This window comes from Actinosynnema sp. NPDC050436 (assembly GCF_040655415.1).
Classification (GTDB): Bacteria; Actinomycetota; Actinomycetes; order Mycobacteriales; family Pseudonocardiaceae; genus Actinosynnema.
Genome location: NZ_JBFAJV010000004.1, coordinates 455,287 through 479,678 on the forward strand (window position 1 = coordinate 455,287; position 24,392 = coordinate 479,678).

The 24,392-nt window shown below is 73.7% G+C and carries 21 protein-coding genes; 10 read left to right on the plus strand and 11 right to left on the minus strand.

All coding sequences use genetic code 11. The features are described 5' to 3' along the window. Positions 1-17: 17 nt before the first annotated feature. From AB0I60_RS14505 to AB0I60_RS14520, 4 genes are read right to left on the minus strand one after another with little or no spacing between them, the layout of a single operon-like run. Positions 18-1,379, minus strand: coding sequence for a hypothetical protein (locus AB0I60_RS14505; RefSeq protein WP_360729525.1), 1,362 nt, complete (start codon positions 1,377-1,379; stop codon positions 18-20). Beyond that, positions 1,376-2,836: a GT4 family glycosyltransferase PelF gene (pelF, locus tag AB0I60_RS14510; RefSeq protein ID WP_360729527.1), complete on the minus strand. Its 1,461-nt coding sequence runs from the start codon at positions 2,834-2,836 to the stop codon at positions 1,376-1,378. Before pelF ends, AB0I60_RS14505 begins: the two co-directional genes overlap by 4 nt. Then, a complete protein-coding gene (locus AB0I60_RS14515; RefSeq protein ID WP_360729529.1) occupies positions 2,833-4,926 on the minus strand; it encodes a hypothetical protein in 2,094 nt (697 codons plus the stop codon). Before AB0I60_RS14515 ends, pelF begins: the two co-directional genes overlap by 4 nt. Further along, a complete protein-coding gene (locus AB0I60_RS14520; RefSeq protein ID WP_360729532.1) occupies positions 4,923-7,004 on the minus strand; it encodes a hypothetical protein in 2,082 nt (693 codons plus the stop codon). The genes AB0I60_RS14515 and AB0I60_RS14520 overlap by 4 nt, the downstream gene beginning before the upstream one ends. Before the next feature lie 923 nt (positions 7,005-7,927). On the opposite strand from AB0I60_RS14520, the gene AB0I60_RS14525 reads away from it, so the two are divergent. Genes AB0I60_RS14525 through AB0I60_RS14535 form a run of 3 tightly spaced genes read left to right on the plus strand, consistent with a single transcriptional unit; the run spans position 7,928 to position 11,665 of the window. Continuing rightward, the gene (locus tag AB0I60_RS14525) at positions 7,928-8,764 is read left to right on the plus strand and encodes a vWA domain-containing protein (RefSeq protein WP_360729535.1); all 837 of its coding nucleotides are present in this window, start codon (positions 7,928-7,930) and stop codon (positions 8,762-8,764) included. Between the two features lie 8 nt (positions 8,765-8,772). Beyond that, complete coding sequence (locus AB0I60_RS14530) at positions 8,773-9,576, plus strand: protein phosphatase 2C domain-containing protein (protein ID WP_360729538.1); 804 nt, start codon at positions 8,773-8,775, stop codon at positions 9,574-9,576. Beyond that, positions 9,539-11,665, plus strand: coding sequence for a hypothetical protein (locus AB0I60_RS14535; protein WP_360729541.1), 2,127 nt, complete (start codon positions 9,539-9,541; stop codon positions 11,663-11,665). The genes AB0I60_RS14530 and AB0I60_RS14535 overlap by 38 nt, the downstream gene beginning before the upstream one ends. Before the next feature lie 71 nt (positions 11,666-11,736). Here AB0I60_RS14535 and AB0I60_RS14540 read toward each other — a convergent pair whose 3' ends face one another. Then, complete coding sequence (locus AB0I60_RS14540; RefSeq protein ID WP_360729543.1) at positions 11,737-11,985, minus strand: hypothetical protein; 249 nt, start codon at positions 11,983-11,985, stop codon at positions 11,737-11,739. A 149-nt stretch (positions 11,986-12,134) separates the two neighbouring features. On the opposite strand from AB0I60_RS14540, the gene AB0I60_RS14545 reads away from it, so the two are divergent. Beyond that, positions 12,135-12,803: a universal stress protein gene (locus AB0I60_RS14545; protein WP_360729545.1), complete on the plus strand. Its 669-nt coding sequence runs from the start codon at positions 12,135-12,137 to the stop codon at positions 12,801-12,803. A 63-nt stretch (positions 12,804-12,866) separates the two neighbouring features. Here AB0I60_RS14545 and AB0I60_RS14550 read toward each other — a convergent pair whose 3' ends face one another. Beyond that, positions 12,867-14,204 carry a M14 family zinc carboxypeptidase gene (locus AB0I60_RS14550; RefSeq protein WP_360729548.1) on the minus strand — a complete coding sequence of 446 codons (1,338 nt, stop codon included), beginning with the start codon at positions 14,202-14,204 and terminating at the stop codon, positions 12,867-12,869. Between the two features lie 91 nt (positions 14,205-14,295). Between AB0I60_RS14550 and AB0I60_RS14555 the strand changes: the two genes are divergently transcribed. From AB0I60_RS14555 to AB0I60_RS14565, 3 genes are all read left to right on the plus strand, one after another. Continuing rightward, positions 14,296-14,895 carry a TetR family transcriptional regulator gene (locus AB0I60_RS14555; RefSeq protein ID WP_360729550.1) on the plus strand — a complete coding sequence of 200 codons (600 nt, stop codon included), beginning with the start codon at positions 14,296-14,298 and terminating at the stop codon, positions 14,893-14,895. 47 nt (positions 14,896-14,942) lie between these two features. Next, positions 14,943-15,485, plus strand: coding sequence for a class I SAM-dependent methyltransferase (locus tag AB0I60_RS14560; RefSeq protein ID WP_360729551.1), 543 nt, complete (start codon positions 14,943-14,945; stop codon positions 15,483-15,485). 113 nt (positions 15,486-15,598) lie between these two features. Beyond that, positions 15,599-16,867, plus strand: coding sequence for an SLC13 family permease (locus tag AB0I60_RS14565; protein ID WP_360729554.1), 1,269 nt, complete (start codon positions 15,599-15,601; stop codon positions 16,865-16,867). Positions 16,868-16,869: 2 nt separating this feature from the next. Here AB0I60_RS14565 and AB0I60_RS14570 read toward each other — a convergent pair whose 3' ends face one another. Next, complete coding sequence (locus tag AB0I60_RS14570; RefSeq protein WP_360729556.1) at positions 16,870-17,286, minus strand: hypothetical protein; 417 nt, start codon at positions 17,284-17,286, stop codon at positions 16,870-16,872. Positions 17,287-17,496: 210 nt separating this feature from the next. On the opposite strand from AB0I60_RS14570, the gene AB0I60_RS14575 reads away from it, so the two are divergent. Then, positions 17,497-18,744 (plus strand): histidine kinase, encoded by a 1,248-nt coding sequence (locus AB0I60_RS14575; protein ID WP_360729558.1) that lies wholly within the window; start codon positions 17,497-17,499, stop codon positions 18,742-18,744. Next, the gene (locus AB0I60_RS14580) at positions 18,729-19,376 is read left to right on the plus strand and encodes a response regulator transcription factor (RefSeq protein WP_360729561.1); all 648 of its coding nucleotides are present in this window, start codon (positions 18,729-18,731) and stop codon (positions 19,374-19,376) included. Before AB0I60_RS14575 ends, AB0I60_RS14580 begins: the two co-directional genes overlap by 16 nt. 46 nt (positions 19,377-19,422) lie before the next feature. Here AB0I60_RS14580 and AB0I60_RS14585 read toward each other — a convergent pair whose 3' ends face one another. From AB0I60_RS14585 to AB0I60_RS14600, 4 genes are all read right to left on the minus strand, one after another. After that, positions 19,423-20,502, minus strand: coding sequence for a serine hydrolase domain-containing protein (locus AB0I60_RS14585; RefSeq protein ID WP_360729563.1), 1,080 nt, complete (start codon positions 20,500-20,502; stop codon positions 19,423-19,425). Then, positions 20,499-21,404: a hypothetical protein gene (locus AB0I60_RS14590; protein WP_360729566.1), complete on the minus strand. Its 906-nt coding sequence runs from the start codon at positions 21,402-21,404 to the stop codon at positions 20,499-20,501. Before AB0I60_RS14590 ends, AB0I60_RS14585 begins: the two co-directional genes overlap by 4 nt. Then, positions 21,401-22,060, minus strand: coding sequence for a hypothetical protein (locus tag AB0I60_RS14595; RefSeq protein WP_360729569.1), 660 nt, complete (start codon positions 22,058-22,060; stop codon positions 21,401-21,403). The genes AB0I60_RS14590 and AB0I60_RS14595 overlap by 4 nt, the downstream gene beginning before the upstream one ends. 99 nt (positions 22,061-22,159) lie before the next feature. After that, complete coding sequence (locus AB0I60_RS14600) at positions 22,160-22,348, minus strand: hypothetical protein (protein ID WP_360729572.1); 189 nt, start codon at positions 22,346-22,348, stop codon at positions 22,160-22,162. A gap of 486 nt (positions 22,349-22,834) precedes the next feature. On the opposite strand from AB0I60_RS14600, the gene AB0I60_RS14605 reads away from it, so the two are divergent. Continuing rightward, a complete protein-coding gene (locus AB0I60_RS14605) occupies positions 22,835-24,382 on the plus strand; it encodes a UDP-N-acetylglucosamine 1-carboxyvinyltransferase (RefSeq protein ID WP_360729575.1) in 1,548 nt (515 codons plus the stop codon). Positions 24,383-24,392: the final 10 nt, after the last annotated feature.

Here is a 24,392-nt window from a genome sequence, read left to right on the forward strand (position 1 = left end):
TCGAGGTTCCCTTCTTCTCAACGGTAGTGCCGTACTTGCCCGACGCTCCGGCGGAGCGCCGCGAGCAAAAGGACCGCCAGCGCCGCGCAGCACCCCAGGAACACCGGCACGTCGCCGTACCGGGAGGGGTCGCCGGCGGTGGCCCCGACCAGCACGACGTCCACCGGCAGCACCACGGCCAGGCAGCCGACGGCCCAGCCGGGGCCGCCGGTGCGGATCAGGACGAAACCGAGGAAGAACGCGCCGCCGAGCACGACGTGCGCGTCGATCAGCAGCGCCCCGTGCACGGTCAGCGCGCCGCTCCAGCGCAGCGCGGCCAGCAGCACCAGGGCCAGCGCGCCGAGCACGAGCAGGCAGAGCGCCAACTCGCGCAGCAGCAGCCGCCACACCGCCCGGTCGAACAGGGTCGGTGTGGCGCAGCGCTGCAGCAGCTCGCCCGCCTGGTCGAACAGCCGGTGCACGCGCCACTCGACCGCGCCCATGCCGACCACGAGCGGCGTCACGCCCACCGCGAGGTCGACCGGGCCCATCACGTACCGGACGTCGGTGTGCAGCAGGAAAGCCGCGCACAGCGCCGCGTACGCCGTGCTGGGCAGCGCGCCCAGCGCCAGCGCGCGGGCCGGCGGCACCTTGCCGGGGTCGTTGCCGGGGACCCGGCTGGTCCGGTAGGCGGCGGTGAGCGCGAGCCCCACCGAGAACACGCCGGCCACCAGCACCGGCGGCACCACCTCGTCGGCGTAGCCGGACATCAGGTGCATCACGCCGAACAGGCACGCGGGCAGCATCGCCACCAGCAGCAGCACCTCGCGGCGGTGGAAGAGCAGGATGCCGGAGGCGACCTGGAAACCGGTCTGCGCCAACACGAACAGCACCAGTTCCACGCCGCCGCCGTACCACCGCAGGATCAGCAGCGCCCCGGCGAAGGCCAGCGCGAAGCCGCCGGCGCCGAGCAGCACGAGCGCGCGGGCCGCCATCCGGGTCGCGCCGGCACCGGTCAGCCGGTGGCCGACCCAGCTCGACCCGGCGCCCCACACCCAGCCGGCGGTGGTGGCGAAGACGAGGCCCCGCAGCATGTCCGGCCCGCCGAGCACGGCGTACACGGCCGGGTAGACGGCGCTGGGCATGAGGTAGAGCAGGCCGTGCATGACGTCGGCCCACCACGGCCGCGCCGGTCGCGGTGGTGGCGGGGCAGGGGGTTCGGTCGGCGTGAGCGCCGCGTAGACGTGGTGGGCCAGCTCGAACACGTCGGCCATGCCGTACACGTCGGCGGCACCCTCGTCGGTGACGCCCTGGCTCTCCAGCACCGCCGCGACCTGGAGTTCGTCCACGGGGTCGGGCAGCAGCGGCCGGATGTTCCCGACCAGTTCCTCCAGCGTCACCCCGACCCCCCGACGAGCACCAGTTCGGCGTAGCGGGCCTGGTAGCTGTCGTTCCAGCGCTGGAGCGTGAAGTGCTCCAGCACGCGCTGCCGCGCCAGGTCGCCGAGCCGGCGGCGCAGGCCGCCGTCGGTGAGCAGCTTCAGGCAGGCGCGGGCGACCGCCTCGTGGTCGCGCGGCGGGACGACGAAACCCGCCTCCCCCACCGCTTCCGGGACGCCGCCGACGTTCGTGCACACCGGGGGCCGCCCGGTCGACATCGCTTCCACGAGCGAGAACGGGAAGCCCTCGGAGATGCTGGTGAGCGCGACGACGTGGCCGGCGTGGTAGGCGTCGACCTGGTTGGGCACCCGGCCCTCGAACACCGCCGAGTCGGTCAGGCCCAGCTCCTCGACCAGCCGGACGCAGCCCGCGTGGTAGCTCTCGTTGGCGACGGTGACCGGGCCGAACATGCGCAGCCGCGCGTCCGGCACCTCGGTGCGCACCACCCGGAACGCCCGGATGAGCGTGTGCAGGTCCTTGAGCGGGTCGATCCGGCCCACGAACACGATCGTCGGCACGTCCGGCTCGCCGACCGCCTGCGGGAAGTCGTCCGGGTCGATGCCGTTGTACATGGTCCGCATCCGCGCCTCGTCGGCCCCGTTGCGCAGCTGCCACCGGCGGTTGTAGCCGGAGTGCGGCGCGAGCATGTCGCAGCTCAGGTACGCCGCGCCGGCCAGCGCGCGGTGGAAGGCGAGCAGCACCTGCTTGACCCGCTGCGGCAGGTCCTCCTTCACCGCCGCCAGGTAGCGCTCCCGGAGGTAGACGCCGTGCTCGGACATGAGCATCGGCGTTCCCCTGGCCCACTTCGCCGCCAGGCCGACCAACGCGCTCAGGCCGTTCATGGCGAGGTGGCACACGTCCACCTCGATCGGCGGGTGGAACAGCGGGCGCAGCATGTGCTCCAGGAGGTCGGCCACGACGACCGCGTCCTGGAGCGGCAGCGGTTCCCCGTGCGCCTCGCCGGTCACCTCGACGATCCTCGACACCGAGTCGTTCGACACCAGGGCCGCACCGACGTCCGACGTCCGCGCCGCGTCGAACAGCCCGCGCAGCGCCGCCAGGAACGCCGCAGCGGTGTCCTCGGTGTGCGGGATGAACGATCGCAGGAACGCCTCGTGGAGGTCGGCGAAGCCCTTCGGTTTCCGGCGCGCGCGGCGCCGGCGTCTGCCCCACAGCGGGAGGTTCACCACCTCCACCAGGTTGGCCGGCGCGGGCCAGGTCGGGCGCTCGGTGCCGTCGACGGTCAGCGCGACGACGGTGAACGCGTGCTCGGGCATCCCCCGCACCAACTGGTCGCACCACAGGCTCACGCCGCCGGGGTGGAACGGGTAGGTGCCCTCCGCGACCAGGGCGATCCGGGTGCGGGTGTCCGGCAGGCTCCTCGTCGCGGTGCGCGGGCGGAGCTGGTACGTGGTCATGCGGCGGGTCTCGTCTTCAGCACGACCCGCTCGCCGCCGGTCAGCCCGATCCGGGACACGGTGTCCGAGCCGTAGGTCTCGGCCTCGTCCGGCGAGCCCTGGTCGTCCTCGGTGGCGGGCCGGGTCTCCAGACCGGTCACGAACAGCGCGCCGGCTTCGGCCGGGTCGTAGGCGACGGTGCCGGCGGCCCGGTTCCACACCGCGTCCCGCTGCGCGGCGAGTTCCGCGAAGTGCGCGGTCCTCGCCTCCACGTAGGCCGCGAGCCACACCCAGTCGGGGTTCTTCAACGGCACCGCGAAGTAGGCCGCGTACTTGGCGACCGTCGCGTCGATCCAGTCGAAGGCGAGGCTGTGGCCGGGCCGGTACTCCCGGGCGTTGCCCTGGTGCAGGGTGTGCGCGTAGACCGAGCCGCTCATCACGTGCTGCGCGGCGAGGTCGGCCTCGGCGTCGATGATCTCCGGGTAGGTCAGGTCCCGGTCGCGGCGCTCCGGGTCGGTGCCGGCGCGACCGTACTCGCGGTTGAACAGCGCGCTCTGCTCCTCGGGGTCGGTGGCCTCGAACGCGATGGAGGTCGGCCAGTCCGGCACGACGAACACCTCGCGCCGCAACGGGTGGCGCACGCCGCAGTTGGCGCACGACGGCTGGTGGGCGGCGAAGGACATGTTGCCCTGCACGTACCGCACGCCCAGGTCGCGCGCGGCGTCCAGCAGCGCCTGGTTGGAGCCGACCAGGCCGAAGTCGGTCGGCGGGCCCGACACGTCCGTGCGGTCCGGGTGGTAGACGCCCAGGCCCGAGTACTCCGGCGTCTTGAGCACGGTCGGCGGCACCGGGAGCCCGGCGGACGCCGCGTAGTCGAGGTTGCGCTCGATCTCGGACCGGTTGACCGCGTAGGAGGTGTCGTTCATCTGCGGGTGGTTGGCCGTGTGGTTGATCCAGCGGAACCGGTCGACCAGGGCGCGGGAGCAGCCGCTGAGCGAGTCCGGGCTGCCGGTGTCGTCGCAGGTGACCGGTGTGCCGGCGTCCAGCCTGCTGCCGTTGTAGGGCAGGTTGAGCCGGAAGCCCCTGGCCTGCGGGTACTTCTCGGCCAGAGCGTCCTGCCCGGCGGCGGCGGCGAGCGCGTCGCGGCCGTCGAGCCGGTACAGGCCGGTGCGGCCGTCGGGGTAGCGGCGCATGGTGACGTTGAACCAGTCGTCGACGTCGACGGAGAACCAGTGCCGCTGCTCGCCCAGCAGCACGCCCCGGGTCGCCCACCGGAGCAAACCCTGCCCCAGCAGCAGTTCGGGGAGCGCGCCGACGCCGGTGGAGAAGGTGACCGCCAGGCGTTCCCGGCCGTCCGGGGCGCGGGAGGTCACCGCGACCACGTCGTCGCCGGCGGTGAGCAGGGGTTCGACGGCGCAGCCCGGGGCCGGGCCGGTCCGGTACAGGTAGGACCCGGTGAGCGGGACGCGCGCGTCGGCCTGGAGGTAGTCGAAGACCGCACGGCCGGCCTCGGTCGGCACGAGCGGCACCGGGGTCGCCTCCACGGACTCCTCACCCCGGGCGCGCAGGCAGTAGTCCTCGGGTTCGGTGCCCGGCGCGGTGTTCAACGCGACCTGCCGGACCCGGTAGGTCCGCTCGTAGTCCCACAGCGCCTCCCACTGCGGGGCGTCGAGCGCCGGGGTGAACTCGCCGTTCGGGCCGGCGCGCAGCAAGGCGTTGTTGGTCAACAGGATCGCGTTGTACCGGCCGGTGCCGTCCGGTCTGGTCAACCGTTGCGGCGTCACCGGCTCGGCGCCCGCGACCAGCACGTCGTAGGGCGTGCCGAAGCGGTCGAGCACCGAGCGCCAGGTGCCCAGGCCGAAGTCGTCCGGGCCGGTGGCGATCACCAGCTGGCGCAGCGCCACCAGGTCGCCCCGGCGCGCGGCACCCCCGTCCGCGACCCGCACCGGGACCTCCTCCTTGACGGCGACGGGAACCGGTACGGGCACCGGTTCCGCCCCGCCCGAACCGCCGTCGATGGCCGGACTGGTCAGGGTGATCACGCCGATGAGCAGCGCGACGACCATCAGCAGCGGGACGTGCGGGACGGAACCGGGCCGTAATCGGTTCATCGGCGCGGGACCGCCGTGGCCACGACCCGACCGCCCGCCGTGATCGGCACCCGCGTGATGCGGTCCGTGCCGTAGCGGTCGGTCTCACCCGACGGCGCGGTCGCGCCGGTCAGGAACAGCGAACCGGTGGTGGCGGCGGTGAACGTGATGGTGTTGTCGGCCTTGTTCCACACCGGGTCCCGCTTCGCGGCCAGCTCGGCGAAGTGCCCGTTGCGGGCCTTCACGTACTTGGCCAGCGCCGGCCAGTCCGGGTTGAGCAGCGGCACCTGGTAGCGCGCGCTGTACTTGGCCACGACCACCTTCAGCCAGTCGAAGGTGAGGCTGCGGCCGGACGCGTACTGCCGCAGGTTGCCCTGGTGCAGGGTGTGCGCGTAGGCCGAACCCGACATCACGTGGTGCAGCGCGACTTCCGCCTCGTAGTCGACCATCTCGTTGTAGGTGAGGTCGTGGTCGTGGAAGGGGAACTTGCCGTTGGGCCCGTAGAAGCTGTTGTAGAACAGCGTCTGCTCGGCGGGCGCGGTGGTGTGGTAGCCGATGTTGGTCGGCCAGTCCGGCACGACCAGCAGCTCCGGGCGCAGCGGGTGGTTGATGCCGCAGTTGAAGCACTTCGGCACGTGGTTGGGGAACGACATGTTGCCGTGCAGGTACCGCACGCCGACGTCGTAGGCCGCGTCGAGCATCGCCTTGTTGGACTTGCCCAGGCCGAAGTCCGTCGGCGGGTCGGTGTCCGGGGCGTCCGGGTCCGGGTTGTACACGCCCAGCCCCGAGTACGCGGGCGTCTTGAGCACGTCGGTCGGCACGGTCAGGCCGATGTCGCGGCCGATCTTGAGGTTGTCGCCGATCTCCGCGCGGCTGGTCGGGTAGTCGGTGAAGTTGAGCTCCGGGTGGTTCACCGTGTGGTTGAGCCAGCGGAAGTTGCGCGACAGGCACCGGGCGTAGCTGGTCAACGGGTCCGGTGTGTCGGAGTTCGAGCAGCGCGACGGCGCTTCCGGGTCGATGCCGCTGCCGTTGTAGGGCAGGTTGAGGGTGAAGTCCGAGGCTTGCGGCGAAGACCGCAGCGACCGCTGCTGGGCTTCGGCCGAGGCGAGGTCGGTGCCGCTCATCCGGAAGCCCGGGTCGGTCTCCAGGCGCCCGTCCGGGTGCAGGTGGTCGGTGTAGTTGAACAGGTCGTCCAGGTCCACGTTGATCCAGTGCCGGGACTCGCCGAGCAGGACGCCCCGGGTGGCCCAGCGCAGCAGGCCGTAGCCGAGCAGGTCGGTCTGGGCCAGGTTCTGGTCGGAGGTGAAGGTGAGCGCGGCGCGCTCCCGCCCGTCGGCCGACGTACTGGTCACGCCGACCACCCAGTTGCCGATCTTGAGCAGCGGGTCGGCCTTGCAGGTCGGTGACAGCGCCGAGCGGTACACGTAGGAGTCGGTGATCGGGATCGTCGCGCCCGGCTTGAGGTAGTCGAACACCCCGCTGCCCGCGCCGGTCAGCGTCGCGGTGAACTTCTGGTCGGAACCGCCCTCGATGCCGGGCCGCAGGCAGTAGTCCTCCGGGAAGGTGCCCCAGGAGGTGAACAGCGAGACCTGGCGGACCCGGAAGGCCGCTTCGTAGCCCCACAGCGTCCGCCACTCGGTGGTGTCGAAGGCGCTGACGTAGTCGCCGGAGCCGTTCGGGTAGAGCAGCGCGTTGTCGGTGAGCAGGATGGCGCTGTAGCGGCCGGTGCCGTCCGGGTTGACCAACCGGGCCGGGGTCAGCGGCTCGGACTTGGCCAGCAGCACGTCGTAGGGCGAGCCGGTCCGGTCGAGCACGGCCTTCCAGGTGGGCAGCCCGAAGTCGGCCGCGTCCAGGCCGATCACCAGTGGCCGCAGCGCGACCTTGTCGGCGGGGACCAGGGCCGGCGCGCGGCCGGCCGTGGCGGGGATGGGTCCGTCGCGTTCGACGGTGGGCGTGGGTCTGGCCGGCTTCGGCCGCGCGACCTCGCCGAGGACGAGGCCGTGCCGGTGGTGGTGGTGACCGCTGTCCGCAGTCGCGACGCCGGCGGTCGGCAGCAGGCCGGCGGCCAGGACGGCGAGCGTCGCCAGAAATGACCCCACCCGCTTCGAACCAACAGTATTCGAAACCAAGGCATAACCCTTTCAGGTAGCACGGAAATCCCGCACCGTTGCGGTTTGCCGGGGTCCACGAGGACCCTCTCGACCTTCTTCTCCGGCCAACCCGCGCAGCTCGGGGGCCAACACCGGAGGCACCTACGGCAACTTTCGATCTACGCGGTCGCCACATTTCCGGCCCCGGACAAGGCGGGTGGGCACCCTTCCGGGCACCTCCGTCGCGCCTCCATCCGAGGAACCCGGGACATACCTCGAATAATGTAGACAGCGCCCTTCGGGCACGGGTACCGCGATTCGTGCGAAACACTTTTTGCCCAGGAGTAGCGCGCAGAGCGCCGAACGGCTCACGCCACAAGAACCACCCGATCACCGTTCGACGTCCTATCCCCGTCACCCGGAATCGGCCGGCCACCTGCCGGAGCACCCCGGAAAGTGAGCACCCCTCCTGCTTCCCGGCCCGTTCTGATACGGAGAAGACCACGATCCACGCCCCGCACAACGCGGTTCCGCACCCGCAGCCGCCCCCGGCGCATCTCAATTCGGCGGCGACGGGTCCTGTCGGGTGACGGCGGGCCCGGGACGGGGCGTGCACGCCCCGTACACGCCCCGGGGAGCGACCGCCGCCGGACGGGTGCCGATCGAGACGCACGGCAGCCGTGCCACTGTCGCAGCAGGGAGGGGCGACGAGAGCGCCGGCCACTGGGCCGGACGGTGGACGGACGGTGACCTCGGCGATCGGCGAAACCGGATGCCGCTAACATTTCGGGTGCCCGGCACGCTTTCCCGAACACTTCTGCCGCAGTTTGCGGCAACGATCCGTGCCCAATGCCGACGACAGAGCGTAGTGCCGCCCGGATGAGCGCGCACCGCGCCGAACCGGGCGGTCGCGCGCGAGAGGTGGACCCCAGGTGACGTACGCAGCCGAGATCAGCCGCGCGAACCCGTCCTGCATCGTGTTCCTCATCGACCAGTCCGCGTCGATGAGCGACCCGATCGGCGGCAGCGCCCGGCAGCGCAAGGCGGACGTGGTCGCCGACGCCATCAACCGGCTGCTCGCCGAGCTGAGCGTGAAGTGCGCCAAGGAGGAAGGCGTCCGGGACTACTTCCACATCGCCGCCATCGGCTACGGGCACACCGTGGGCTCGGCCTTCACCGGGCCGCTCACCGGCCGGGAACTGGTGCCGTTGAGCCAGGTCGCGGACCGGCCGGCGCGGGTGGAGAAGCGGGTGAAGAAGGTCCCGGACGGCGCGGGCGGGCTGGTCGAGACCACCACGAGCTTCCCGGTCTGGGTGGACCCGGTGGCCCACGGCGCGACGCCGATGTCACGGGCCCTGGCGCGGGCCGGGGCGATCGTGTCCGACTGGGTGGGCCGCCACCCCGACTGCTTCCCGCCGATCGTGCTCAACCTGACCGACGGCGAGTCCACCGACGGCGACCCGACCAGTGCCGGCTGGTCCGTTCAGACCCACGTCACCGCCGACGGCGCGGCGCTGCTGTTCAACCTGCACGTGTCGGCGGCCAACGGCGTGCCGGTGACATTCCCGGACACCGAAGCCGGACTTCCGGACACCTACTCGCGCAGCCTGTTCGGCATGTCCAGCGTGCTTCCGCCGCACATGCGCTTCTACGCGCTGCAACAAGGGGTGCCCGCCACCGAGACGACCCGGGGATTCGTCTACAACGCCGACATCACCTCCATCGTCCAATTCCTGGACATCGGCACCCGCGCGACGGACCTGCGCTGAACAGCGGTATGTACACCTCCTCTCTAGGGGCACCCAAACAGGGCAACTCGGTACAGGAGTGCGAGGACGCCCATTCGGTCCTGCCCGATCGCGCGGCGGACGACTGGCACACCGGACCGGTGGTCGCGGCGGTGGCGGACGGCGCGTCGGAGAGCCTGCTCGCCGGCGAGTGGGCCGCCCTGCTGGCGGCGTCCGTGGTGGGGGCGGCGCACGCCGGCGACGAGGTGCTGCACGACCGCGACCGCTTCGCGGCGGCCCTGGTGGACGCCGGGCGGGCGTGGCGGGAGTGGCTGGTCGGGTACGTGGCACAGCGCGAGGCGGGCGGGCGGCCGATCGCCTGGTACGAGCAGCCGAAGCTCGACCGGGGGCCGCACTCGACCGTGCTCGCCGCCCGGTTCGCCACCACCGCGTCGGGCACCACCCCGTGGGCCGCCGCCGCGCTCGGCGACAGCTGCCTGTTCCACGTCCGGGACGAGCGGCTGCTGCGCGCGTTCCCCGTCGAGGCGTCGGCGGCGTTCGACAACTCGCCGGGACTGGTGAACGCGTTCACGGAGGACCGGGAGCTGTTCGCGCGGCACGCCCGCACGGCGTGCGGCGAGGCGGAACAGGGCGACCAGTTCTTCCTGTGCACGGATGCGATCGCCGCGTGGTTCCTGCGCGCGACCGAACGCGGTGAACGGCCGTGGCGCGTGCTGTGCGAGTTCACCCCTCATGGCGATCTCGACGGGTTCGGCGCTTGGCTGCGGAAGGTGCGCGACGAGGGGGAGATGCGCAATGACGACGTCACCGTCGTCCACGTCGACCTCGGATGAGGAACCGGTCCGCGCCTTCCCGTCGGGCGCGACCTACGTCGACGCGTTGCAGAACACCGCGTTGTGCTTCCGGGGCACCGGACTGGCCGGCGCAGAGGTGCGCGTGGACGCGCTGGGCCGTCCCCGGGCCATCTCCGGGAACTTCGCCGGCGTGTTCTCGGTGACCACTGCGGACGGAACCCGTTATGCGGTCAAGTGCTTCACCCGCGAAGTGCGCGAGCAGGCGGTCCGCTACCGCGCCATCGGCGAGCACCTGGCCCGGGTGGACGACGATTGGACGGTCGGTTTCGAGTACGTCGACAAAGGCATCATGGTGGCGGGCACCTGGTTTCCGGTGCTGCGCATGGAATGGGTCGAAGGCGTCGGCCTGATCCGCTGGATCGAGGCGCACCTCGGCGACCCGGCGGCGTTGTCGGGGTTGGCCGACCGGTTCGCGGCGCTGGTGGCGCGGCTCGGTGCCGTGGGCGTCGGGCACGGCGACCTCCAGCACGGCAACATCCTGGTCGGCGAGGACGGCGCGGTGCGGCTGGTCGACTACGACGGCGTGTTCGTGCCCGCGCTGGCGGGCCTGCCGGCGGCCGAGACCGGGCACCGCAACTACCAGTCGCCCGACCGCACCTCGGCCGACTTCGGGCCGGAGGTCGACCGGTTCTCGTCGTGGGTGATCTACCTGTCGCTGGTGGCGCTGGCGGTCGACCCGGCCCTGTGGCGGCAGTTGCGCGACGAGGACGCGGAGAACCTGCTGCTCGCGGAGACCGACTTCACCGACCCGGCGAACTCGTTCCGGCTGGCGACGCTGACCGGCCACCCGGACCCGCGCCTGCGCGCGCTGGCCGGGCGCTTCCGGGACGTCCTGCTGCACCACCGCGCCGCTCCCCCGCCGCTGGAACCCCTCGACGACACCACCTCGACCGCGCGCCCGGCCGAGGTCGCCGGCACCCTGCCGCCGTGGATGGCCGAACGCGTCCGGGACCACGTGCCCGCCCCGCCGCCGCAGGTGCGCTTCGGCGAGCGGCCCGTCGTGCCCGCCGTGCTGACCTGGCTGCTGGCCGTGCTGCTGCCGCTGGCCGGTCCGGCGCTCGCCCTGCACCCGGTCCTCGCCGCCGTGGACGCGGCGGCCGTCCTCGCGTGGGCCGGGACGACCGCGCTGGACTACCACCGCCGGCCCGAGCGGTCACCGGCCCGCGCCGCGCGCGCCGAGCGCCGGAGGACCCGGCGCGTGCGCCGGGCCGCCGCCGCCCGGACCGCCTGGCTCGATTGGGAAACCCGGCGGTTGGCGGAGGAGGCCGACGCAATCCGGGCCGCCCAGGACCACGAGCGCCGGTCGTTGCGGCAGCGGCACAACGACCAGACCGGCGCGCACCACCGCGCCGTGCGGGAACGCCTGCTGCACGTCGAGCGCGAGCGGCAGTCCTCGGCGAGCCGGGCGCACCTGGACGAGCAGCGGCTGCTCGCCCTGCGGCAGAAGGACCACGTCCGCGCGCACCTCGCGCAGTTCACCGTCGGATCCGCCGACGTGGAGGGCATCGGCCCGGCGCTCTCGACCAACCTGGCGGCGGCGGGCATCCGGACGGCGGCGGACTTCGTCGGCGTCACCTACGCGGTGGTGGACGGCAGCCGCGTCGCCGTGTTCGTGCTGGCCGACGGCCGGGGCGTGCGCGTGGCCGGCGTCGGCGAGGTCAAGGCCGGCCGCCTCGACCAGTGGCGCGCGGACCTGGCCGCGCGGGCAGAGGCCACCCGGCCGACCGCGCTGGAACCCGGGCAGCTCGCGGAGATCAGGAGCCGGCACGCCGCCGAGACGGCGGCGCTGGACGCCGAGCACCGGGCGGTGCGCGAGGAGGCCGAGGCCACCACCCGCGAACTCCAGGCCACCCACCGCGCCGAGCAGGCCGCGCTGTCGGAGGAGCTGAAGGCCGCCAACGCGGCGACGGCTCGGTCCCGCGTCGAGCACGACCGCGCGGTCGCCGAGGCCGCCGTGGTGCTGGAACGGGCCCACCACGCCGCCGCCGACAGCACCGCCCAGGCCGACGCCTACCGCACCATCACCTACCTGCACTACCTGCGCCACCTGCTGACCGGCAAACGCTGAACCGGCGGGCGCGCGCCGGAGTCGTTGCAGCGCAACCGGTCCCGGCCCGGCGAGGGCGCGGCCGGCCGGAGCTACGGAACCGACGTGCCGGCCTTCGGGCGTCCGGTGGCCACGGCGCGCGCCGCGCTCCCGGCGCGGACGCGGCGCACGGACCAGGCACCGCCGAGCAGCGCCGCCAGCAGCAGGCAGCCGCCGGCCACCCACCACGCCCAGGCGACACCGTCCGACACGCCGACGATCGCATTCGTCGCCGAGGCCATCACCAGCCCCGCCAACGAGAACCGCATCACCGCGTCGCCGCCACTCTCCGTCCCGACCATTGTTCCCCCCGTCCCATCACCGGCTCTATCGGCGGACGGGACCGACCGGTTACAGGTCCGGTGCCCGGCGGGTGGGAGGACTTCCGGCCCGGTCGGCACCTCGCGCACGGCCCTGCCGCCGGCGGTGCCGGCGGGGCATCGTGGGGGCCATGGACGACCCGGCACTCTCCCCCGCTCCCCCGGTGGTCGTGGCGACCGGGCCCGTCGACGTCGCGCGGGACTGGGCCGCGCACCACGCCCAGCTCCTCGGCGCACCGGTCGAGGTGCGCCCGCCGGACCGGACGGGCGCGCTGCCGCCCGGCGGGCTGCTGGTGCTCGCCGTGCCCGGCAACGGCCCGACCGGCGTGCGCCGCACCCTCCTGGCGGTGATCGACCACGCACCCTGTGACGTCGTCGTGGTCCGGGGCACCACCGCGCCCGCCCACCGCCGGATCACCGCGCTGATCACCGGCGTGGACGACGACCCGGTGCTGGTCCGCGCCGCCGCGCTGGCCGACCGGTGGGGCGCCTCGCTGCGCGTGCTGCACGCCGGCCCGCCGCTGCCGGTCCGCGCCGACGACCCGACGTGGCCGCTGGCGCACGCCGACCGGGCCCTGCGCGGGGTGCGGCACACGTCGGTGCTCGCCAGGATGCACCCCTCCGAGGCGATCGCCCGCTGCGCCGACGCGGACCTGCTGGTCGTCGGCGGCTCCGGCCCGACCACCCGCGCGGCACTGCACCACGCCCGCTGCCCGGTGTACGTGACCCGCCGCGCCCCGGTGGTGGTCCCCCGCCGCGTCACCGCGCTCCCGCGCCACCCGGTCGGCGGCAGGCGCTGACGCCCCGCCCGCCGGGCCACCCGGCACACCACCACGAGCCGACGGGCGCGCGGGGGTGGTCGGTCAGCGCAGGGTCGCGGCGGCGGTGAGGGCCGCGCCGATCTGCGTGGCCACCAAGCGGCGGAGCTCGATCGGTTCGCCCGGCATGGCCTTGTCCGCCTCGGCCAGCCAGGTGGTGAACAGCCGCTCGACGACCTCGGCACCCTCCCGGACGCCGGCCCGCGTGTTGCCCACCCCGATCTCGGCCCGGAACACCCGCAGCAGCGTGCCGGCCAGCCGCAGCCGCACCACGTGCGGCAGCACCTCGAAGGAGCACTCCTCGGCCACGGTGGCGGGGCGGCGCGCGGTGGCCGGGTCCTCCAGCGCCCGCGACCAGCCGTCGCACATCGCCCGGACCTGCTCGACCGCGTCCGCCGTGGACCGCCGGAACGGCGTGTCCAGGGCCAGGTCGGGCAGCGCCGCCCGGTACACCTCGCCGACCACCTCGCCGACCTCCCGCATCAGGGCCAGGTGGGTGCGCACCACCTCGCCGAACGCGGACCCGCACGGCGAGGTGTCGGCCGCCCGCGCGTCCTCCCAGTACGGCACCTCGCTGACGACGGTCGTGGTGCCGTACCGGCTCGCGTAGTCGGCGCTGCTCGCCCCGAACGTCACGGGCTCGTCCGGCACGACCAGTTCCTGCGCGGTCGGCATCCGCAGCACCCCCGGCGCGAGCACGCCGCTCTCCGGCATCTCCCACACCGCGTTGTGCGGCGCCAGCCCGACCCACCCCGCGACCTCGGCGAGCCGTGCGGGCAGGTCGGGGTGGTCGCCGCGCAGGTAGTGGAACACGCCGCCGTACTCGCCGTTGTGCAGCGACGACTGGAGCACCGGGCGCACGGTGTCGATGGCGTGCGCGAGCGCGGTCGTCTCGGGCAGGACGCGGTCGAAGTAGCCGGGTTCCGCGCGGTGCGCGAAGGTCCACTCGACCTGCTCGTCGCCCGCCGGGCGGTAGAACCCCCGGGCGTACGCCTCGCGGTCGCCGGGCCGGCCGTACCAGGACTCGTTGAGCCTGGCCCCGTCCGGGTCGACGCACGGGATCAGGTGCCAGCGGAAGCCCAGTGCGGTCCGCAGGCCGTCGTCGGCGCAGAGCAGCCGGCCCAGCTCGCGCACCGAGGCGAACCCGACCGGTTCGTTGGGGTGGGGGCCGCCGAAGACGAGCGCGTCGCGGTCGCCCGAGCCGATCGACGCCATCCGGATCGGGTCGCCGAGCCGGGAGGTGCCGATCCGCCGGACGGTGACCAGGTCGGGGTACCGGGCGGCCAGGTCGTCGAGCTCGGCGGACAGTTCGTCCACGAGCGGGAACCGGTCGAGGGCGGGCAGCGCCCGGAGTGCGGCTCGGATGTCGACGTCGCTGCTCACAGCGCCTCCCAGGAACTTCAGATAATGAACATTATTCGAGTAGCAACCGCTACCGTAGAGGGGTCCGACCGAACCGTCCAGGGAGTCGACCGTGCGCCTGACCCGGAGCGAGCAGCAGGAGCGCAACCGCGCCGCGCTCATCGAGGCCGCCCGCGCGACCATCGCCGCCCGGGGCGCGGCGGCCTCGCTCGACGCGATCGCCGAGGCCGCCGGGCTCACCACCGGCGCGGTCTACTCGATCTTCGGCAGCAGGCGCGAGCTGTTCCGCGCCACCGTCGAGGACCAGTTCCGGGACCGGCCCGAGCAGGTCGCCCGGCTGGCCGCCACCGACCTCGACCTGGCGGGCGTGCTGCGCGCGTGCGCGGCGGAGCACCCGCTGCCCGCCGACGACGACCTGGCCCGCACCGAGCTGCACGAGATGCTGCTGGTGATGGGCGACGACCGGCTCCGCGCCCAGGTGGCGGCGATCCTGGCCGCCGACCTCGACCGCGTCACCGGCCTGCTGACCGGCCGGGTCGTGCCGGGCACCGACCCGGTCCGGCGGTGCACGCCGGAGCAGGCCCGCAGGGTCGCCACGGCGCTGCGGGCGGTGCTGACCGGGTACGGCGTGCACGCGCTGGTGGACCGGGACCCGCGCGACGCCCGCGCGATCTCCGACACCTGCGCCGCGCTGGCCGCCCTGGCCCGCTGACCCCCACGCCCGGCGACGCTCCCCCGGGCCGTGCGACAGTACTGGCCGTGACGACCACCCAGTGGCACGGCGACGACTACCAGCGCCGGTTCGACGCCCTCGCCGACTCCGGGACCGACGTGCACGGCGAGGCCGCCTTCGTCCTCGACCACCGGCCCGCGACTGTGCTCGACGCGGGCTGCGGCACCGGCCGGGTGGCGATCGAGCTGGCCCGGCACGGCGTCGACGTCGTCGGGGCCGACCGCGACGCGTCCATGCTGGCCACCGCGCGCCGGCTCGCGCCCGGCCTCACGTGGGTGGAGTCCGACCTCGCCGAACTGGACCTCGGCCGCACCTTCGACGTGGTCGTGATGGCGGGCAACGTCCCGCTGTTCACCCCGCCCGGCACCCACGCCGCGCTGGTCGCCGGTGTCGCCCGGCACGTCGGCGGGCTCCTGGTCGCGGGCTTCGGCCTGGACGGCCGCTACTCCCTCGCCGACTACGACGCGCACGCCGCCTCCGCCGGGCTGCGGCTGGTCGAGCGGTTCGCCACCTGGGACCGCGACCCGTTCACCGGCGGTGACTACGCCGTCTCGGTGCACCGCGCCTGACCCACCTGCCCGCCGGGCCGGGCGCGCGGGCCGGCTACCCTGTGCCGCCCGCGCCGGGACGACGGCCGGGCCAGGTGCGACGTGACCGGTGCCGCGGTGGACCGGGCGTCGCCGTGGTCTGGAGGTGTCCGGTTCTGCTCGGGTGGACGGGCGCGGCAGCCGCAGCGCTGCTCGCGCTGGTGCTGGTGTGGGCCGTCGTGCGGCCCCGGGGCCTGCCGGAGGCGGTCGCGGCGGTGCCGGCGGCGGTGGTCGCGGTGGCGGCGGGGCTGGTCTCGACCGACCACGCCGTCGCGGAGGTGTCCCGGCTCGGCCCGGTGGTCGGGTTCCTGGCGGCCATCCTGGTGCTGGCCCGGCTGTGCGACGACGAGGGCCTGTTCCGGGCGTGCGGCGCGCGGCTGGCGCGCGGTGCGGCGGGCAGCGCCCCGCGCCTGCTGGTCGGCGTGTTCGCGGTGGCCTCGGCGGTCACCGCCGTGCTCAGCCTGGACGCGACCGTGGTGCTGCTGACCCCCGTCGTGCTGGCCACGGTGGCCCGGCTCGGCGTGCGGCCCGACCCGCACGTCTACGCGTGCGCGCACCTGGCGAACACCGCGTCGCTGCCGCTGCCGGTCTCCAACCTCACCAACCTGCTGGCGTTCACGGCGGGCGGGTTGGGCTTCCTGGAGTTCGCGGCCGTGATGGCGCTGCCCTGCCTGGTCGCCGTCGCGGTCGAGTACGCGGTGTTCCGCCGCTTCTTCGCCGCCGACCTCACCGCCGCGCCGGTCGCCCCGGCCGAGACGGTCCCGCTGCCGAGGTTCGCCACCGCGACCGTGGCGGGCACGCTGGCGGGCTTCGCCCTGTTCCCGGCGCTCGGGCTCGACCCGGCGTGGGCGGCGGTCGCCGGGGCGGGCGTGCTGGCGGTGCGCGGGCTGCTGCGCCGGACCACCGGGGTCCGCGCCCTGGTCGGGGCGACCGCGCTGCCGTTCCTGGGTTTCGTCCTGGCGCTGGGGGTCGTGGTCCGCGCGGTGGTCGACAACGGCCTGGCCGAGGTCGTCGGCGGCCTGGTCCCGGACGGCGACGACCTGCCCGCGCTGCTGCTGACGGCCGCGATCGCCGCCGTCCTGGCGAACGTGATCAACAACCTGCCGGCCGTGCTGGTGCTGCTGCCGCTGGCCGCCCCGCTGGGCACCGGCCCGGTCCTCGCGGTCCTGATCGGCGTGAACCTCGGGCCCAACCTCACCTACGCCGGGTCGCTGGCGACCCTGCTGTGGCGGCGCGTCCTGCACGACCACGGCGTCCGCGTCGACCTCCGCCGGTTCACCGCCCTCGGCCTGCTGACCGTGCCCGTCGCACTGCCGCTCGCCGTCGTCGCGCTGTGGCTGTCGCTGCGCGCGTTCGGGATCTGAACTCACCGCGAGGCGGGGAAGGCCGCGCGCACGTCGGAGCGGTTCAAGACGAACGCGGCCGGCACCAACGCGACCGCGCCCGCGATCTGCGCCGCGACGAACCACAGCGGCAGCGCGCCGGGAATGCTGTCGACGGCGACCACCGCGACCGGGACCACCACGGCGATGACCCGCGCCCGCACGTAAGCCCACCGCGCACCGCGCGCGGCGCGGACCACAAGCCAGTAGGCCACCACGGCGCTGACGGCCATCCCGCCCGAACGGCCCCACATGAACGACGTCACGTCACGTTGCCCGAACGCGAGCACGACGACCGTGACGAGCACCGCGAGGCTGAACGCGCCGTAGACCGCCACGAGCCTCTTCACGGTGCCGAGGGCGTGCGAACGGTCGATCGCGTCACGGGTGGGTGTTTCCACGGGGTTCCTTCCGTCTTCCTGTCCGGTGCGGACCCGACGCTAGGAAGCGCCCGGTCCGGCCGGTATGGGCCTGGGCGCACGGTGGGGTGGGTCTGGACCCACTCCTGCCCCGATCCGGTGGGTTGACGTCACGCAGGGCCGCACAGTGGACCCCGTCACGCACGGGGCCGCTGGTGCCGTGGAGGGACGGTGAAGTAGGAAAGAGGGGTCATGGGGAGAGCGGTGTCGTGGGCGACGGGTGCCGTCGCGGGGTTCGGGCGGGCGTGCGTCGTGCTGGCCGTCACGATGGCGGTGCCCGCCGTGTGGGGTGCCGCCGCCGCGTTGACGGTGTGGTGGGGCAGCCCGTGGGCGGGGATCGCGCCGCTGGTGTGGGCGTGCCTCGGCACGGTCGCCCTGTCCCGGCCGGTGTGCCGGGTGGTGCGCTCGCTGGTGGCGAGGTGGACGGGCACCGACCTCCCCGCCGGCTACCGGCGGCCCGAACCGGTGGTCCGGATGGCCAACGGGTTCTGGTGGAACGGGTTCTCGTACGCGCGCAGCGCCGAGCGCGCCCGCGACGAGCAGCGGTGGCGGGTCCGGTGGAGCGACCCGGCCACGTGGCGCGACCTGCGGTTCGTCGCGGTCGCGCCGGTCACGGCGGGCGTGGTGGCGGCCGTCCCCCTGGTGGGGGTGGCGTCGGCGGTCTTCGGCGCGGTCCTCGGTGTCGCGGCGGTCGGGGTGCCGGTCGGGCTGCTCGTGGCGGTCGCCTCGGCGCCGTACGCGTGGCGGGTGCTGGGACCGGTGGCCGTCCGCTTCCTCGGCGCGACGCCGAAGGGGGCGCTGGTCGAGCGGGTCGACCAGTTGACCGCCCAGCGCGCGGACCTGACGGTCGCGCAGGCGGCGGAGATCCGCCGGATCGAGCGGGACCTGCACGACGGCGCGCAGGCGCGGCTGGTCGGCCTCGGGCTCTCGCTCGCCACCGCCGAGAAGCTGCTCGACAGCGACCCGGCGCGGGCCAAGGCGCTGCTGAGGCAGGCGCGGGCGGGTGCCGCGCTGTCGCTGGCCGAGCTGCGCGACCTGGTGCGGGGCATCAGCCCGCCGGTGCTGACCGAGCGGGGGCTGGTCGACGCCGTGCGCGCGCTTGCCCTGGACAGCGCGCTGGAGACCGACGTCGACGCGGATGTCGGCCCGCGCCCGGACCCGCCGGTCGAGGCGGCCGTCTACTTCGGGGTCGCCGAGCTGCTGACCAACGCCGTCAAGCACGCCCGCGCGTCCCGGGCGCGGATCTCGCTCGGGCACACCGGCACCGACCTGATCGTGGTGGTCGAGGACGACGGCCTGGGCGGGGCCGAGGTGCGCGCGGACGGCGGACTGGCCGGCCTGCGCCGGCGGCTCGCGGTGTTCGACGCCACCCTGGAACTCGACAGCCCGAGCGGCGGCCCGACCCGGGCGAGGATGGTGGTGCCGTGCGCGTCGTCGTAGCCGAGGACCTCTACCTGCTGCGGGACGGGGTAGTCCGGCTGGTCGAGGCGTACGGGCACCAGGTGGTGGCGACCGCGACCACCGGACCCGAGGCGTTCGACGCGCTGCTGCGGTGCCGGCCGGACGTCGCCGTGGTCGACGTCCGGATGCCGCCGACCCAGTCGGACGAGGGCCTGCGGGCGGCGCTCGCCGCGCGACGGGCGGTCCCCGGCCTGCCGGTGCTGGTCCTGTCCCAGCACGTCGAGCAGCTCTACGCGCGCGAACTGCTGGCCGACGGAGCAGGGGGCGTCGGGTACTTCTTGAAGGAGAGCGTGTTCGACGCCGACCAGTTCGTTGACGCGCTGGAACGCGTCGCGGCCGGCGGGACCGCCATGGACCCGGCGGTCATCGCCAGGCTGCTGTCCAGCGGCACGTCGAACCGGCGGCTGGAACGGCTGACCGAGCGCGAGCACTCGGTGCTCGGGCTGATGGCGGAGGGCCTGTCGAACCAGGCGATCGCGCAGCGGCTGTTCCTCAGCGAGAGCGCCATCAGCAAGTACACGACTTCGATCTTCGGCAAGCTCGGCATCACCGACGACGACTCGCACAACCGCCGGGTCCTCGCCGTGCTCACCTACTTGAACAAGCCCTGACCGCAGCGCTGCGGCCGGCACCTCCGGAACGCCGCCGCTGCGCCGCTCAGCAGGCGGGTTCCCGACCGGGCGGTCCGGTCGGCGTGTTCTCCGGCCAGTCCGGGGCGTGCTCCGCCGGCCAGACCGGTGCGCTGTCGACGTCGGCCCGTTCGACCAGGTTCCAGGCGGCCTCGTACGAGCGCTGCACGAACGTGCTCTCCACCGTCGGCCCGGCGTTGGCCAGGGCGGCGAACGCCGTGCCCGTCTGCGGGCTGAACGCGACGAACGCCGTGCAGCCGCGCGTGCCGCCGGAGTGGAACAGCAGGTCGCGGCCGGAGCGCCGGCGCACGTCCCAGACCAGGCAGACGTCGTGGTCGCCGGCCGACACGCGCGGGCGGACGACCTCGGCCAGGGCGGTCCGCAGCGACCCGGCGGGTGGGCTCAGGTGGGCGGTCAGGTGGCGCAGCAGGTCGGTCGCCGACGAGCGCAGCCCGCCGGCGGCGGCCAGCCCGACCATCTCCCACGGCGGCCTCGGCCTGCCCCTGAGGTAGCCGGTGACCTGCGGGTGCGGGGTGAAGCCGGTGTCGGCCAGGCCGAGCGGGCGCAGCACGCGCGCGGTCAGCAACTCCTCGTACGGCCGGCCCGCCGCGCCCGCCAGGGCCAGGCCCAGCAGCGCCACGCCGTAGTTCGAGTAGCGGTACCGGCCGGCCGGTCGCGGGCGGGTGCGGCGCAGAGCCCCGGCCACCCGGTCCGGCCCGAAGCCCTGGTAGGGATTGGTGCGCACGCGCGCGAGCGCGCGCAGCAGCAGACCGGGCGGCAGGCGCGGCAGGCCGGAGGTGTGCGTGGCCAGGCTCTCCAGGGTCACCGCGCGGCCCAGGCCCGGTGCCGCGCCGGGCGGCAGGTGCCGACGGACGGGGTCGGCCGGGTCCACCTCACCCCGGGCCGCCATCTCGGCCAGCAGCAAGCCGGTGAACGTCTTGGTCAGCGAGCCGATCTCGAAGCGGGTGCGCCCGGTGACCGGGTAGCGGCCTCCCCGGTCGGTCACACCGCCGACCAGCAGCCGCTCCCGACCTTCGTGGCGCACGGCGACCGCCACACCGGTCGCGCAGGGCGCGGCGGCCGGCAGGTGCGCGACCAGAGCCCTCACCCGCCGCCGCCGAGCAGCCGGGACAGGGCGACCGTGCCCGCGATGGCCGCGACCACGGCGGTGTGCTGGTGGTTCTGGTAGATCAGGCGCGGGTCGTCGTCCACGGGTTCGGCGTCACGCGGTACGAAGCCCTCGGCGTGCTGGAGGCCGGCGAACAGCTCCCACTCGGACTCGACGAACCTCGGCTCGGGCAGGCACGCGCTGACGATCAGCAGTTCGCCGACGAGGTCCCACTGCCCGGCCTCGGCCCAGACGTCGAACCACACCGGCAGCCAGGTCTCCAGGTACGCGGCCACGTCCGCCGGCATGTCGGCCGGCCGCCCGCCCCAGTCCGTGATGTGGAAGGCGGCGTGGGTCATGTGGTAGGCGGTGTACCAGTCCACCACCCAGGGCTGCGGCGTGCGGCCCAGCCACGTCTGGCGGAGCATCGCCTCGAAGTCGTCGTCCCGGGGCACGCCCACCACCCGGTGCGCGTTGGCCACGGCCATCCGGCGGTTGGGCAGCACCTCGGTCATCGAGTCCTCGGCCGCACCGACGTCGATGGTCCGCGCCAGCGCCGGGTGGTGGTACCCGCTGCGCGCGTGGTGCGAGTAGACCTCCAGCGGGTCGGTGAGCACCGGGTGCCGGAGCTGGCGCTCGTAGAGCAGGTCACCACGGCGCAGCTGACCCCAGGTGAAGTCCAGCAGCTCGCGGGCGGCCTGCTGCTCCGCCGTGCCGGTGACGCCGTCGCGCAGCACCAGTGATGCCGCCAGCGCCAGTTCGCACAGCGGCTTGTAGACCCCGTCCGGGTCGTTGAGGTCGGAGTTCACCTCGTCCTCGAACGCGCCGAACTGCCGGTTGGCGTGCAGGTACCCCAGAGCGCCCGACGTCACGGTGTGGGCGAGACGGGCGACGGCGGTCATGCGGTGGCCTCCACGAGGTGTCGGGCGACGGCGAGGTCGAGCACCCTGCGCGGCTCTGCGCCGACCCGCAGGTCGACGTGCTCGATCAGCAGCCCGGGGTCGATCGGCAGCGGGGTGCCGGCGGCGTGCAGCAGCCCGACCCAGCGGGCCAACCGGGTCGCGGTGCCGAAGTCGCGGCGCAGCACGGTCCGCACGACTCCCCGGCACAGCGCCAGCGGTTGCGCCAGGACGGCGTCCACCACGGGCCCGGCCGCGCCGGGGTGCGCCAGGGACGACAACTGGGCCACCCGGACCGACCAGCGCGCCCAGTCCTCCGCCGGGCCGAGCACGTCCGCCGGGTCCGCCGGCGCGGCGACCGGCTCGTCACCGGAGAGCCGGGCCAGTGCCCGCGCGGTCGTCCAGTCGCACCACGCCATCACCCGCTGCTCCGGCGTGGCCGGCGCGACCACCGGCGGGAAGACCTCCATCGACGCCGCGACCACCTCGGCGTCCCCGGTGCTCAGGGGGCGGTCCAGCACGGTGTGCGGCAGGAAGACATCCGCACCCACCAACCGGACCGCCCCCAGGCCGCTGGTCGCGTCGGCACACGAGTCCACGAACTCCGCCAAGCCCACGCAGCCGCTGCCGCGCAGCGCGCCCAGCACACGATCGGCCAAGTGTGCGGCACCGCGCACGCAGGACGATGCGTCCACGAACCCTCCTACCGTCGACGACCAGCACTTGCAGACATCAGGAACTCACGCGGGAGGCGCGAGCTACTTGCGCGGCTCCTTCGGTGTGGACGGCGAGATCAGCAGGCCGAGCAGAAGCGCCAGCCCACCGGCCGCGTTCGGCATGGGCAGCGGCGGGTCGGTGACCGTGGACTCCGGCTCGACCATCAACGTGCACAGCTCCGCGACGTCCGACGGCGTGGAGACCGGGCGGACCTGGGTACGAACGGACATTGCAGACTCCCTCCGGTGGGGGCACCGCCGGCGGATCGCCGGTCCCGTACCCCTTGAGCTCTTGCCAGCCGAGTCCAGCACAATTCGGGGCTTCCGTCCCGCCCTCGGCCCGAAATCAGGGCTGCTACCACTCGTGTAGGTGACAATCGGCTACCCGGAGGAGTTGGTTTCACCGCAACGGTTCCACGCTCCGGCAGCGGACTGCCGCAGTATGCGGATCAGAAGTCTTTGTGCGCCACTGATCATGCGCGGTGTGCGGAGTGGACGTCCATCGTGCACGGTGCTCCGCCGGGGGTTATTTTCGCTTCGTGCCAACGACTTCCGACTGGAGTACTTGAGGACGCGTGCCCGTCTCGAACGGTCGGCCGGCGGCGTGGGCGTTCGTTCTGCCGCCGACCAGGCCGACCACCCGCCCGGACCGGCTGCGCGCGAGCGGCGGGCCAGCCCCGGCGCGCTCGTATCTCACATATGAGATAACCTGCGTCGGTGATCAAAGATCTTGACGGTGCCAAGCCCTACCTGACCCAGATCGGCAACCTGATCCGCGATTCGCGCCGGCACCGGGGCTGGACGCAGGCGCAGCTCGCCGCCGCCGTGGCGACCAGCCAGAGCGCGATCAACCGGATCGAGCGGGGCAACCAGAACCTCAGCATGGAGATGCTCTCCCGGATCAGCGAGGCGCTCGACTCCGGGATCGTGTCGCTCGGCCAGGCCGCGCCGCTGCACCTGCGGGTCACCGGCGGGCGCACCCTGTCGGGCTCCATCACCGTGAAGACCAGCAAGAACGCCGGCGTGGCCCTGCTGTGCGCCGCGCTGCTCAACGCCGGGCGCACCACCCTGCGCAAGGTCGCCCGCATCGAGGAGGTCAACCGCATCCTGGAGGTGCTCGGCAGCATCGGCGTGCGCACCCGGTGGCTCAACGACGACAACGACCTGGAGATCGTGCCGCCGAAGAAGCTCGACCTGGCCGCCATCGACGTCGAGGCCGCCCGGCGCACGCGCAGCATCATCATGATGCTCGGCCCGCTGATCCACCACCAGGACACCTTCGAGCTGCCTTACGCCGGCGGGTGCGCCCTCGGCACCCGCACCGTGGAACCGCACCTGGTGGCGCTGCGGCCGTTCGGCCTGGAGGTCAAGGCCGCAGCCGGCCGCTACCAGGCCGAGGTGGACCGGCAGGTCCGGCCGCACCGCCCGATCGTGCTCACCGAACGCGGCGACACGGTGACCGAGAACGCGCTGATGGCCGCCGCGCGCCGGGACGGCGTCACCGTCATCCGCAACGCCAGCCCCAACTACATGGTGCAGGACCTGTGCTTCTTCCTGGGCGAGCTGGGGGTGCGCATCGACGGCGTCGGCACCACCACGCTCACCGTGCACGGCGTCGAGCACATCGACCGGGAGATCGACTACGCCCCGTCCGAGGACCCCATCGAGGCGATGAGCCTGATCTCGGCGGCGATCGTCACCTCGTCGGAGATCACCGTCTGCCGGGCACCGGTCGAGTTCCTGGAGATCGAGCTGGCGCTGCTGGAGGAGATGGGGCTGGACTACGACCGCTCCCCCGAGTACGCCGCCGCCAACGGCCGGACCCGGCTCGTGGACCTCACCGTGCGGCCCTCCGCACTGCGCGCGCCCACCGACAAGGTCCACCCGATGCCGTTCCCCGGCCTGAACATCGACAACCTGCCGTTCTTCGCGCTCATCGCGGCGACGGCGAGCGGGTCCACCCTGATCCACGACTGGGTGTACGAGAACCGGGCGCTGTACCTGACCGAGCTGACCAAGCTGGGCGGCAAGGTCACCCTGCTCGACCCGCACCGCGTCTACGTGGAGGGGCCGACGCACTGGTCCGGCGCGGAGGTGATCTGCCCGCCCGCGCTGCGCCCGGCGGTGGTCGTCCTGCTGGCGATGCTCGCCGCCAAGGGCACCTCCGTGCTGCGCAACGTCTACGTCATCAACCGGGGCTACGAGCAGCTCGCCGACCGCCTCAACCAGCTCGGGGCCGAGATCAGCACCTTCCGCGACATCTGAGCCGAGCCCT